The organism is Jatrophihabitans sp. (genome assembly GCF_051960575.1).
GTDB lineage: Bacteria > Actinomycetota > Actinomycetes > Mycobacteriales > Jatrophihabitantaceae > JBQCEE01.
Window position 1 is genome coordinate 1 of record NZ_JBQCEE010000301.1, and the last position, 12,094, is coordinate 12,094.

Genomic DNA, 12,094 nt, shown 5'->3' on the forward strand with positions numbered 1-12,094 from the left:
CCTGCTCAACCCCAAGTCCGCACCGGCCGAGGAGGTGGCGCCCGCCGCCCTGCTCACGGCATAGTCAGCACCGAACTCGCTGACGTGATCACGAAGCCGAGTTACACCACGCCACGGGGCGCGACCCTGATGGAGCGATCTTGTGTTGGCCCGGTCCTGCCGACCATCGTCCACCCCGGAGCCACGCCCGACGGATGCGAAGCGCGCCTCTAGCCTGAGGCGATGGAACTGTGGCCGCACCCGCGCGTCGAATGCCGCGAGCATGGGTGGCAGGACACAATTCTCGTCACCAGGTCCGACCGACGCGCCAAGCCGAGAAACGTGCCCGACCTTTTTGTCTGCCGGCTTTGCCAAAGTGACGGGGCGGCCCCTAGCGCCACTAACTCGATCAAGATCGCACCGGACACCACAGCGTCAGGGTGACTGACCATGCCGCTGTCGCGGCGCAGCGCGACCATGCCGCTGTCGTCGCAGGGGCGCGACCATGCCGCTGTCGTTGCGGAGCGCGACCATGCCGCTGTCGTTGGGGAGCGCTGCGAAGTCTCTTCCGCGCGCTTCTAGGCTGGTGGCGTGATGAAGGTGGTGCTCTTCGACGCGGACGGTGTGCTCGTCGATTCTTATGCCACCTACCGCAGGATTTGGAACCGCTGGTCGACGGTGCACCTTCTGGATCCCGACCAAGTGTGGGCCGCCACGCACGCCCGTCGTGCGACGGACACCGTCAGGGAGATTGCGCCGCATCTTGACGCCGAGGACGAGTACCGACGACTCCGCAAGTACATGACCGAAGAGAACGACGGATTCCCGCTCTTCGAAGGCGTTCGTGACCTCCTCAACCGACTCCCGAGCGACCGGTGGGCGATTGTCACGTCCGGCCGAGACACGCACGTCCGTCATCGGCTCGCTGCCGGCGGTGCCGCAGGCCCGAGTGTGCTGGTCGACGGCGCGATGGTCACGGTTGGCAAGCCAGCACCAGATGGCTACCTCCTGGCTGCGGAGCTACTGAGCGCCGACCCTCGTGATTGCCTGGTCGTTGAAGACGCACCCGCCGGCATCGAGGCGGCCAAGCACGCCGGCATGCACGTCATCGCCGTCGCCACGACACATAATCGCGAGGACCTGCACCGCGCCGACCAAGTTGTCGACTCTTTTCCGACCGCCGCCGAGCATGTCACCACGTGGATGAACTTGTAACCGGCCTGGACGCAGGCTCGATACGGCGTGTCCATCGGCTCCGGACAACGCGGCGATAGAGCCGTCGCGACCCAGCGGTCGGCTCGGTCATGCCGATGGTTCGGCGAAAGCGCTGGCGAGGTGCACAGCCGGTCGTGGCTAGCATCGAAGCGTGTCAAGTGATCGGCTGGAGAGGGTGCCTAGCGCTGACTTTTCAGCCCGGGAGCTGCGATTGCGACGTGATGGTGTCGACGTTGTCGAGCTCTTCACAGGCGACGGTTCCACCCGAAAGGCGTTCTTCGACGCAGTGCGCGCTGCCGTCCTACTGGATCCACCGGTGCAATCTGAGCGCTCGTGGGATGCGTTAGCGGACTCGCTTTGGGAAGGGCTGTACAACCTGAGTGCGACGAAGCTGCTCATTGTGTGGCGAGATGCAGCGACGTTCTACCACCTCGCTCCGGACGAGTACGAGGTCGCTGTCGAGGTCCTTGCATGGGCGGCCGCTTCGCTTGCAGATCCAGCGCACACCGCAGGAGAGCCGAAGGACGTTCGCGTCTTGATCTCTTCCTGAACTAACCAGCGCGCGACCATGCCGCTGTCGTCGCGGAGCGCGACCATGCCGCGTTCCGCGCGCTCAGCTGAAGGTCGACTCCGCAGGTGCCGGACAGAAGTGAGACACTGAGGCGTCGTCGATCTTGAGGGCCTGTAGGTGTGAATCCGCTAGTAGCCGCCCGAGCAGGGCTACTGAATGCGCTGTCGGCTCGTGGGCGGGCCCGCCGGGCCGAATTTTTCTGGACGCTGATCCTGCTGTACGGCGTGCCGGCAGCGGTGATCGAAGCGGTCCCTCACGCTCGCTGGATCGACATCATTCTCGGACTCGTGCTCACCGTCCCGGTCGCGACAGCGGCGATCCGCAGGATGCATGACATCGGCCGCTCCGGACGTCTGGTGCTGTGGAACCTGGTGCCGCTGTTCGGCTCCTTCATATGGCTTCGGTACGCGTCACAGAACGGCGAGCCAGTCCCCAACAAGTACGGCCCTGCACCGAAACCACCGGTCCGGATCAGCCCGATCGCCGCCTAACTCCCATCGTCATCTGAGGCGCGGGACGGCGACACCCGGCCCTGCTGACGCGCCGCCGGAGCGCGACCACGCCGCTGTTGTCGCGGGGGCGCAGCCACATGCCGCTGCTGGGGCGTGGGCTCTAGTGTCGTCGATGTTGGTGCGGGTTGTCGGTTGGAAGCTGGAGCGCACGTATGACGTCTGAGGATCCGCTTGCGAGTTTGATTGCGGCGGTCGAGGCTCGCCCGGACGACGTGCTGCTGCGTCTGCACCTTGCCCGGGTGTTGATCGAAGCGGGGCGGCGGGACGAGGCGGTGCGGCAGTGTGCGGCGGCGCTTCAGCGGGAGCCGGGAAACCGGGACGCGTTGGCGATGCTGCAGGGGGCGGTTGGGCAGCCGGTGACCGACGGGCCGGGTTCGGTGCCGGACACCGCGGCGTCCTCTTTTGATTGGCGTGCTGCGGAGGCCGAGGTCGGTGATCTGGCGCCGCCGATGTTTGTCGACGGTGATGACGGGGCCGTGCCGGTCGACACCGTTGATGCGGAGCGCCCGCGGGTTCGGCTTGCTGATGTCGGCGGGATGGAGCAGGTCAAGGCGAGGTTGGAAGCGGCGTTCCTCGCTCCGATCCGTCATCCCGAGCTGCGCGCCGCGTTCGCGAAGAGCTTGAAGGGAGGTCTGCTCCTGTACGGCCCACCAGGCTGTGGGAAGACTTTCCTGGCCCGCGCGATAGCCGGCGAGCTCGGCGTGCACTTCGTCGCCCTGCACTTCGACGAGGTGCTGGACATGTACGTCGGGCAGAGCGAACGCAACTTGCACGAGATCTTCCAGACCGCCCGCCGGCACGCGCCGTGTGTCTTGTTCCTGGACGAGGTCGACGCGATCGGACAGAAGCGGACTCAGCTGCGGAACAACGCGATGCGGAGCACCGTCAACCAGCTGTTGGCCGAGCTCGACGACGCCGAGGGACGGAACGAAGGCGTGTTCGTGCTCGCGGCCACCAATATGCCGTGGGATGTCGACCCCGCGCTGCGCCGCCCCGGCAGGCTCGACCGCACTTTGCTCGTCCTGCCACCAGACGAGACTGCGCGCGACCACATCCTGCGGCACAACCTGGCCGGCCGCCCGGTCGCGAACATCGACACCAAGAAGCTCGCCAAGATGACCGACGGATACTCCGGCGCAGATCTGGCGCACATCTGCGAGACCGCCGCCGAGAAGGCCCTGCTGGACTCGGCCCGCACCGGGCAGATCCGCTTCATCACCATGGACGACCTTCGTGCCGCGACCGGAGAAGTCAAGCCGTCGATTCGCCCGTGGATGCAGATTGCCCGCAACGTGGCCATGTTCGCCAACGAAGGCGGCGAGTACGACGAACTACTCGCCTACATGCGGCACCAACGGCTCGCCTGACCTGCCAACCGGTGCATTCAGCGCCGTGAAGCTGTCAGCGCTGCCCGCGCCTGCGACGACGCCGCGCGCCGCGACGCTGCCAGTTGAAGCTGACCGTCCGAACGACTGCCCGCCACACATCACGAAGCACCTCGGCCAGAGCACGATCTCGCACCTCACCGGCGCGGAACCGCCAGCAAACGGCCAGGACCACGAGGGCGGCGACGAACCACACCACCGGACCTACCGGAGAGACGCCCGCGGCCGCACGGACCAGGATCACCACCGCGCTGATCACCGCCACGAGGGCCGCCGGCACCCCGAGCCACAGCAGATCGGCGTTGCGCCGGTCGGCCCGGGTCCCCTCCCAGACCAGCGGCGGCAGCTTCCGGCCGTGGCGTCGGCGGCGTACCCGCGACACCGCGAACGTCGCCAGGTAGATGACGGTCATGACGGCGAGTGTGAGCCGCCCGGACTGGCCCCGGACGGCGTGGCTCAGAACCGACAGCGCGGCGAATTTACCGACCAGACCGAGCTTGCCCGCGGTGACCGCAGCACCACCCAACGCCATTGCCCGGCCGCGGGACAACACTCGACGGCGATGACCGACATCCTGCGGATCCGCTCGCAGCGCTGCGACGCGTAGCTGCCGCGCTTCCTCCGGACGCTCCTTCGCGACCACCTCGGCCAGCAACGCCATCGCCACGTCGTCTGCGGAGTCGATCGTCAACGCGCGCCGCAACGACGCCTCCGCCCAGACCAACTGACTCGACGCGATCTGGACCCTCGCGAGCGTCACATGCGCCAACGCCGTGTCCGGCGCAAGCTCCAGCATCGCGCTCGCATGCTCGCCAGCGCTACGCAGATCACCAATATCCAGAGCGCACAACACCGCGACCTGGTGCGTGAACGGCTCCTGGGGATCCAACGCCGCTGCCTGATCAGCCAACGCCAGCGCATCAGCCGGCCGGCCCATCGACCGCTCCACAATCGCGCCCAGCCGGTAACCCCACTCCCCGTGCGGGGCGATCCGCCGCATCGCCGCCGCGCTCTCCCGAGCCGGCCCCAACCGCTTGAGACCCAACAGCGCCCGAGTCCGCAACCCGAGCGCATACGCCGAAGACTCCGCACCCGGCACGGCACCCAACACCTCGAGCGCCTCAGCATGGCGACCCAAATCAAGCAGCGCGCCCGCGCGCTCGACACTCACCACAACCTCGCGAACACCGACCAAGTGTGATGCACGAGCACAACCGCCGCGACAAAGACCCGGCCCCACACAGCGAGCACTCGAGGCCCCGGCCGCGGTCGACCAGACCGTCTGACCGCCGATCGAGCGGCCGACCGTGCTTGCACATGCCGATGGTCCGGCGGTTGGCTTCGGCGCATGATGTCACTCATGGACGGGGCTGCGGACCACTCTGGCGAGGTCGTTCTCGCCTCATGGGGTGACGGGACCGCGCGCCTGGTCATCCGCGACGGCGTTGCCGACCCCGCCGAGCGAGGGCACGCGAAGCTGACGCCGTGCTGGCTCGACTTCTATTGCGACTGGGGCGCAGACATACCTCTGTGGATCAACGGTTCAGCGATGGCACACGCGGACACCGTGCCCGTGAGCGCGGACTTGCTGCGGGACTTGATGCGGTTCCAGGAGTGGTTCGTCGAGGCTGTCGATATTGGTGATGAAGACGGCCCCGAGGGTTTCGACGACCTTGGTCGCGCTCTCCTCGCTCGGGTACGGAATGAACTGCCGCCGCCGTGGCGGACCACAAGCAGTTGGTACGACGTCGACCGCTAAGCGGTCCATTGCGACTGCGCGATCATGCCGCTGTCGTCGCGGCACTCCGCGACCAGGCCGCTGGTTGCGCGCACGAGCCCGGTCTCACGGCCAAATGGTCGGAGTGGCGCTCAGACCTCGGGCGGGTTGTCGGAGCTCTCAGGCAGCGCGAGAGCACCCGACTTCTGCTTCGGGAAGTACGCGTTGACCTGTAGCGCTTGCCTGACTCCCACGGCCTCCTCAGCGAGGCAGACCGCCGCGAGGGCAAGTCCTAGGACGAGCACCGGCCACGGGTGAAAGATTGCGACGTTCTCGAAGTGCCCAGCGAGCAGGACCGCGGCGATGATGCCAAGCAGGTTGCCTGTGAAGATGTGTAGGAGGGCGGCGTTGGTGTACGCCCGCTTTGCCGCTGCGTGCTCTCCGCCTGCCGGCCGAGATGCCAGCACGCGCCTGTAGATGTTGTCGACGGTTCGCCTTCGTCGTGGGCTCAGTGCCGAGTACAGGGCTGGTGTCAGCTGATCGAGGTTCGACACTTCCGGCTCGGCGGTCATGTCAGGCCTGGCAAGCGGTGACCGGGCAAGTGCGCACTCATCGCGGTCGTCCGGGCGTCTGTACAGCCCGACTCAATCCTCCGCACGAGCAACGCACCCGATCCAGTCACCGGGTCAACGCGTCGCCGAGTTCGAAGGCGCCTCGCGCTCAGACACGAGCCGCTACGATTTGCGCCCGAGGTTCGGCGACCTATATCGCGACGGTCCCACACTGAAAGCCTCCGAGCGAAACGAGGCTCTCAGCCGACGCTCGACCATGCCTCTGTCGTCGCGGAGCGCGACCATGCCGCTGTCGTCGCCGGGCACGCGGCCTGACCCCGCGCTTGTGAATGGAGCTATGTGCACAGCGGTGACCGAGAGGTCACGCGCTCCGCACGGAGCCGTCACTACGTCCGGCGATCTCGTCGGACACTTGTGTCCTGATGCGGTGATCCAACTCCGACACTCGATCCTTCGCCCCAGTGAACTTCGCGAGCAGCTGCATGATGTCTACGGCCGGATCGTCCTCGAGGTGTTGGAGCGCCAGCTGGTTGCGCAAGTACATCCGAAAGCAGGTGTCGAGTTCCGTACACAACTCATCGACCAAGACCTGCACACGCGGCGACCAGTGCACGCTGAGCACCCCTCGCGCGCCGAGCGTCTTGACGAACAGATCAGGTCGTTGAGGCGGCGGGTCGGCCTCCTGGGCAACGCTGGCCCACCGAAGAAAGAGCTGATACGTCCAGTCGTCTGCCTCGGCGACTTTGAGAAGCAGCTCGGCATATGACGCCTCCAGCCTGCGCTCGCGACGTTCCTCGCGTGCCATGTCCTTCTGGGCGTTGATCTGACGAGAGCCGCCGACGAGGGTGCCGGCGATGCCGGCGATGCCGACGACACCCGTGACGGTGGTCGACCAGTCCCAGCTCACCCCGCACCGGCTGCAGTCGAGATCGACGTGGACATGACGCCAGTCTCGTGGGCGATTGGAATCCGCCGGGTCACGACGCGCCGTGCGGCTCGACCCTCGCCAGGCCAGTGGTCGTGCTCCGCGACGACAGCGGCATGGTCGCGCTCCGCGACGACAGCGGCATGGTCGCGGTGCTTTTCCGGACCGACGGCGTCCACTGAGTGTCCGTCGCTCAGTCTGACCGAAGGAAAGCCGCCTGCGGCCACGATGGGCTACATGCAATGCGGCGCCGGCTGCAGGTTTCAGGTACTGACTGCGAGGGTTGGCGGTGATGTCCCGATCGTCCAGCTACCCCGTAAGCTCCGTCCGTGAGTGCTGCGGGATCGCTAGTGCAACGTCTGAAGACGCGAATGCGACGAAGCGCCGTCGGCGTGTCCGTGTGCCTAACGCTGGCAGCTTGTAGTGGCGGAGCGGCCTCACTTCCGAACGGCTCTTTCGCCGATACGCCCGCACCTAGCTCGACCAACAGGACACCCAGCACCGCTCCAACGGACGACGCGCTTGCTACGCGCCTGCGGGACCTGCTCAGCTCGCGTTGGCGTACCACGCTGGACGAGCAAAGTCGTCTCACCTTTGAGATCCCAGAGACGCCGAACCGAAGCGAGTCCGAGAAGAACGGCTATCAGACGCGCAACTACAAGACTGCCGTCGGCGACAGCGAAGGCGTGTCGGTGGGCGTTGTGGATCTTCAAGAGTTTGCGCGGGCCCGTGCGGCGTTTCCTCAATACGCCGACGCGCTTCGCGGTCGACTAGAGAGTGTTGGGCCGCCTCCAGATTTCTCCTTCGCGCGCACAGAGGGGCAAGTGGGAGGAGCGCCCTTCACTGACCTAGCGATCGGATTCACGCCAATCGGGCGACCGGGGCTCACCGAGATATGGTTCGTTCGACTGCTTCTCGACGGATCGCACATTGTTCTCGCGCAGACTATTATCACCTCGCCCGCTACCGAAGCGGCCGTTGTCCGCTCAATCTGTCGAGACATCCAACGTCGGCTGGTTGGTTCAATGCAGATAGCTCGGCAGTAGCAGTAATGGCCGGGCCGTCCCCGGTCCACCGGCGACTGAGGTACCGCTGGCAGCGACGGCGCGGCGTCCGATCTCAAGCTGCCAAATCCATAAGTGGCGCCGCGCTGAACCTCAGCATAATTGTGCTCGTTCAGCGGCATGTCGAGTGGTTCGACACCTGCAGGATTGTGCGCTGTCATGGTGGCCGTGAGTGACGCGCTGAAGAACTATCAGAGTTGAGAGTTTCCGACGGACCTGGTTTACCCCCGATCGGTCGCTGTTCTACGCCTGGCCGACGACGACGCACTCGAGACGCTCGAGTACCGCATCCTTTCCGAGGGCGACTTTGTCGGCGCCGCATTGATCAGGATGGAGTCGGAAAGCTGGGTCGAGGTCCGGGATTGCACCGGCTCATTTCATCATGGCCGGTACGTCTTATCTCGCGTTCGTGATGAGGACGCAGACGAAGACGCCTTAGTGGCGGAGTTCGTCGAACTCGCTGGGATCAACCCCGATGCGATTGAGTGGCGAGTCGAGCCTCCCTTGCCGCGCTGAACTCGGCATGACCACCGAAACAGCGGCATGGTCGCGCTCCGCGACGACAGCGGCATGGTCACGCGGAACGAACACCTGGATCCGAGGGACATATTCACTGCTCCTGGACGAGGCGGTCGAGCACAGGTTGTAGGTCGGCTTCAGTGAGCTTCCCTGAGTACACGGCGGCAACGCGATGCTGCTTGTCGAGCAATACCGTCATTGGTAGGCCGGCTGTGGGTAGATCGCCCAACGCGAGAGCTGCCCGCCCAGGCTCGTCATATACGATCGGGTAGGTGATCTTGTAGTCGTGCACGAAGGACTTCGCAGAGCTGCGGTCGTCCTTGATGTCGACACCGACGAAGGTCACTGCCTTGCTGAGGTTCTGCCGATACATCAGTTCGTACTGCGGCGACTCGACCTGGCACGGCGGGCACCAGGACGCCCAAGAAGTTCAACATCACGACCTTGCCCGCCGCATCCGACAGCCGGTAATTGCCGCCACCGAGAAGGTCTCCGGAGATGTCAGCGGCCAATTTCCGAGATCGAGCGGGGATGGTCTGCCCGACGGGATTGAGGGTGGCGAAGCGGAACTGACCGCTGCCCGATTGGCCAGCCTGACTGCAGCTAGCAAGCGGGAGGGCCGTCGCCACGATCAACAGCAGGGCTAGGCGCACGAGTCTCACGTTGCCAGTCTGACGCGGCTCAGCAAGCTGATCGAGACGCGTCTCAGCGCCCCATCGTAGGGACTACCTGGCGCGCACGCGCTCCCTTGTCCTGCGGGTGGCACTAGGTAGAGACGAAGCCTTCGAGCCACTCATCGTGGTCGACCTCGTATGTGTCCACGATGAAGCAATTTGGTTCGTCCGCGAAGCCAGAGAGTGTCCGCGCTCCCAAGACTCGATCGTGGGCGCGCGCGAGGGTCGAGTAGCAGCCCAGCAGCTTCACGTCGTCGCCATCCTGCTCGTCGATCAGCACGGCGTCGCCGAAGTGTGTAACGCACCGGGCGCTGTCGGCGTGGTGGACGTGCCAGAGCAATGAGACGTTCACAGGACCCAAGGTATGGGACACGTCGACAGCGGCACGGTCGTTCGGTTCCGCGTACGTGACCAGTCAGAGTCAACGGCTGCCACCTACGGTGGTCGGCATGGCGTATGTCGGTGACGGCTTTGAGATCGAATCGCGCTGGAAGGAAGAGGTCGTTTATTGGGAGGTCGACCAAGGCTTCCTCTTCGACGCTGGCTGGGGTGTGACCCCAGGGGTGCTGTACGTGCCGTCCGCTGAGATCTGGGTCGAAGTCATGCCCGACTGGCTCCGGTATCGGCGCGACGAAGTGGTAGCGCGCTTACGCCAGCACAGCGAGCATGTACTTGAAGAGGACGTGCATGGGTACTACCGCAACCGACCTGCGGATCGGCTTGTGTCTCGCTAGTTCTGCATCGAGTCCCTGGGTGTGGGCGCGCGACGACAGCGGCATGATCGCGGAACAGTGGCATGGTCGCGCTCCGCGACGACACCGCCGGACACGCTCAGCCAGGCTGGCCGTCCGGTTTGGTTCCCAGGCTCGTGCCGACTACAGCCCGGACCTCGCTCGGAAGCTTTCGTTGGACTTCCCGCAGGATGCGAATGGTGTCGGCGTCAGGAAGGCCGGTCGTGATCGACCACTCGCGCCCGGAACCAACCAAGTTGCTGACGAAGACGACCTCAGTTGCGAGCACAGTGCGCGCCCAGTCCAAGGGAGATAGCGGTTGGTCAGCGTTCAGTGCTGCGATGATTCGCTCAGCTTGGCGGAACAGGTCAGCTTGATCGATGAAGCCGAGTGCAACCGCGAACTCCTCAGTGATGCGGGCGGGACCTCCCCATTCGATGAGGCCCGCGCGGAGAACAGCCCGCTCCACCTCGCTCAGATCGAGTGCAAGCAGATCGTCAGTTGGCACCTTCCCAGGGTGTCAGACGACGACACCTCCAGGAATCGTCTCGGAGCGGATCGTGCAGATGCAACAGCGCAGGTGTTGGGCAATCGCCAGGCCACGTGACAGATGCGAAGGTCAACGCCAACCCCTACGTCATCAGCATGTCGCGCTCCGCGACGACAGCGGCATGGTCGTTTACGCAGTCTCTGACGCATCCACCTGGGCGAAAGCCCAGCGAATGTAAGTCTGCATCCACCTTTGGCTATGCCAAGAGTCCAACTCGTCGCGCCAGTCGTGCGCGCACCAGTGAGAACCTTGGCAGGTGAGGGTTCGCGTCCAGAGGAATCTGAACACGCGCCGATCCGCCGTCACTAGGACACACTTGCTCGCGTCTTGCTCGATGTCCGCGATGGTCAAGCCATCGGGGAAGGCGTCGATCACTGAGGTTGCGGGATCGATGCCTCTCTGCACCAAGTGAGAACGGAGCGCGGACCAAATCTCGTCGTCGGCGGACCTCAGTTGGTTGGTGCAGAACCAGCGATCCGAAGTCACTCGGTCAGTGTCCATCGTGTTGACCTATGACGTACGACCCCAGCGAGGTCGCCACCGTGGCACCACTAGACCAGCGGCATGGTCACGCATCAGTATCGACGCTATGCGAGACACGCCGTGGGAACGGGTGTGCTGTAGCCGACCAGTGGCTTAGGCGTATGCACGTACGTGACCGCACCCTGAATGGTTGTCGTTACGCCGGGAACATCGCGAAGCCGCTCGGGGAGGGTCCTGGCTGCGGCACTGCTCAGTAAGACGTGCTCCTCGACGACTGATCGGCCAAGTCTCCCTGGCGTCATCAGCCAGGCGGTGCATGAGTTCCCCAAGAGCCGGGCCACGCGCTGCCGTGGGAGGGGCGATGAAATGTTCAAATTCAGTCGTACGGCGAGGGTCGAGGTCTGCGGTAGCTGGGGCGGAGCGGAGCATGCGGTCAGACCGAACCTGAGCGGAAGCGCAATGACGCACACGAGCGACCCCAATGCCACGTGAAGCCGTGGCGTGCTCTGACAAGTCACTCGGCCAGGGTAAGCCGCTGGCCGCCCCGAAGGATGAATTCATCTACCATCGATGCTGTCAGGTCACCCACCACGGTCGACTCCATCCGCTAGGTCAGCGGCATGGCCGTGAGCGTATCCCTCGCGTCCGGCGATGAGGCGGGTCGACCACTCGCCCAGCGTTTGCTCTATCTCGGCCAGTACTTCTTCCCGGGAGCGACCCCAACCACCGCCAAGCTCGTCATCCAACCCGAAGAGATGCCCAGCCTCGGGTTCGTGACGCGGGTAGTCGTTGTCGATGTAGGCGCGAATCACCTCGCGAAGTACATCCATGGTGGCACACATCGCCAGCGCGCCAGGCGGCCATCTGGAAGGTGATGGCTAGGTTCCAAGCGACCTCACTGACGACCTTGGCTGCTCCCAATTCATCTAAAACCTGGGGCCACACCTTGTCGATCAGCCAGCCGTCTGAGCCGTCGAGTCCGGCTAGTCGTCGCAGCGCAGGCGAATCAAGTTCCACCAGCCACTGAGCGGCCAACATCGGCAACTCGTCCGTGCGCAGCATCCCGAGTTGCCGAAGCGCACCGGCCTGCTCAGGCGTGGGGTAGATCGTCACCGCCGCATTCTCCACCGCGCGGACATCGGCACGGTCGAGCACTGAGCCGGCACTGAGCGCGACGAGCTCGGCGGCGGCCTTGCC

General features: G+C 64.9%; 13 protein-coding genes and 1 pseudogene. 7 read left to right on the plus strand and 7 right to left on the minus strand.

Translation table 11 applies throughout. From position 1 onward, the window contains the following. Positions 1-573: 573 nt before the first annotated feature. The 4 genes from ACTHMS_RS16660 (at position 574) to ACTHMS_RS16675 (ending at position 3,644) form a co-directional block, all read left to right on the plus strand. Positions 574-1,194 carry an HAD family hydrolase gene (locus tag ACTHMS_RS16660; protein WP_440307814.1) on the plus strand — a complete coding sequence of 207 codons (621 nt, stop codon included), beginning with the start codon at positions 574-576 and terminating at the stop codon, positions 1,192-1,194. Between the two features lie 151 nt (positions 1,195-1,345). Beyond that, positions 1,346-1,744 carry a barstar family protein gene (locus ACTHMS_RS16665; RefSeq protein ID WP_440307783.1) on the plus strand — a complete coding sequence of 133 codons (399 nt, stop codon included), beginning with the start codon at positions 1,346-1,348 and terminating at the stop codon, positions 1,742-1,744. 140 nt (positions 1,745-1,884) lie between these two features. Next, a complete protein-coding gene (locus ACTHMS_RS16670; RefSeq protein ID WP_440307784.1) occupies positions 1,885-2,256 on the plus strand; it encodes a DUF805 domain-containing protein in 372 nt (123 codons plus the stop codon). A 173-nt stretch (positions 2,257-2,429) separates the two neighbouring features. Next, the gene (locus ACTHMS_RS16675) at positions 2,430-3,644 is read left to right on the plus strand and encodes an AAA family ATPase (protein ID WP_440307785.1); all 1,215 of its coding nucleotides are present in this window, start codon (positions 2,430-2,432) and stop codon (positions 3,642-3,644) included. Positions 3,645-3,678: 34 nt separating this feature from the next. Here ACTHMS_RS16675 and ACTHMS_RS16680 read toward each other — a convergent pair whose 3' ends face one another. Beyond that, on the minus strand, positions 3,679-4,833 hold the full coding sequence (locus tag ACTHMS_RS16680) for a hypothetical protein (protein ID WP_440307786.1): 1,155 nt from the start codon (positions 4,831-4,833) through the stop codon (positions 3,679-3,681). A gap of 189 nt (positions 4,834-5,022) precedes the next feature. Between ACTHMS_RS16680 and ACTHMS_RS16685 the strand changes: the two genes are divergently transcribed. After that, positions 5,023-5,421, plus strand: a complete 399-nt coding sequence (locus ACTHMS_RS16685) for a hypothetical protein (RefSeq protein WP_440307787.1) — start codon at positions 5,023-5,025, stop codon at positions 5,419-5,421. Positions 5,422-5,531: 110 nt separating this feature from the next. On the opposite strand, the gene ACTHMS_RS16690 is transcribed toward ACTHMS_RS16685, so the two are convergent. Then, positions 5,532-5,951 carry a hypothetical protein gene (locus tag ACTHMS_RS16690; protein WP_440307788.1) on the minus strand — a complete coding sequence of 140 codons (420 nt, stop codon included), beginning with the start codon at positions 5,949-5,951 and terminating at the stop codon, positions 5,532-5,534. Between the two features lie 361 nt (positions 5,952-6,312). Then, positions 6,313-6,858, minus strand: a complete 546-nt coding sequence (locus ACTHMS_RS16695) for a hypothetical protein (RefSeq protein WP_440307789.1) — start codon at positions 6,856-6,858, stop codon at positions 6,313-6,315. A 47-nt stretch (positions 6,859-6,905) separates the two neighbouring features. Between ACTHMS_RS16695 and ACTHMS_RS16700 the strand changes: the two genes are divergently transcribed. Beyond that, positions 6,906-7,058 (plus strand): hypothetical protein, encoded by a 153-nt coding sequence (locus tag ACTHMS_RS16700; protein ID WP_440307790.1) that lies wholly within the window; start codon positions 6,906-6,908, stop codon positions 7,056-7,058. 1,492 nt (positions 7,059-8,550) lie between these two features. On the opposite strand, the pseudogene ACTHMS_RS16705 reads toward ACTHMS_RS16700, so the two are convergent. Next, a pseudogene (locus ACTHMS_RS16705) lies at positions 8,551-8,874 on the minus strand (TlpA family protein disulfide reductase); the annotation flags it as partial. 350 nt (positions 8,875-9,224) lie between these two features. Continuing rightward, on the minus strand, positions 9,225-9,485 hold the full coding sequence (locus tag ACTHMS_RS16710; protein WP_440307791.1) for a hypothetical protein: 261 nt from the start codon (positions 9,483-9,485) through the stop codon (positions 9,225-9,227). Positions 9,486-9,582: 97 nt separating this feature from the next. Between ACTHMS_RS16710 and ACTHMS_RS16715 the strand changes: the two genes are divergently transcribed. Next, positions 9,583-9,867 carry a hypothetical protein gene (locus ACTHMS_RS16715; protein ID WP_440307792.1) on the plus strand — a complete coding sequence of 95 codons (285 nt, stop codon included), beginning with the start codon at positions 9,583-9,585 and terminating at the stop codon, positions 9,865-9,867. 97 nt (positions 9,868-9,964) lie between these two features. Here the strand turns inward: ACTHMS_RS16715 and ACTHMS_RS16720 are convergent, their stop codons facing one another. Both ACTHMS_RS16720 and ACTHMS_RS16725 read right to left on the minus strand, forming a co-directional pair. Next, a complete protein-coding gene (locus ACTHMS_RS16720; protein ID WP_440307793.1) occupies positions 9,965-10,372 on the minus strand; it encodes a hypothetical protein in 408 nt (135 codons plus the stop codon). Between the two features lie 1,263 nt (positions 10,373-11,635). After that, positions 11,636-12,010, minus strand: coding sequence for a hypothetical protein (locus ACTHMS_RS16725; protein ID WP_440307794.1), 375 nt, complete (start codon positions 12,008-12,010; stop codon positions 11,636-11,638). Positions 12,011-12,094 lie beyond the last annotated feature (84 nt).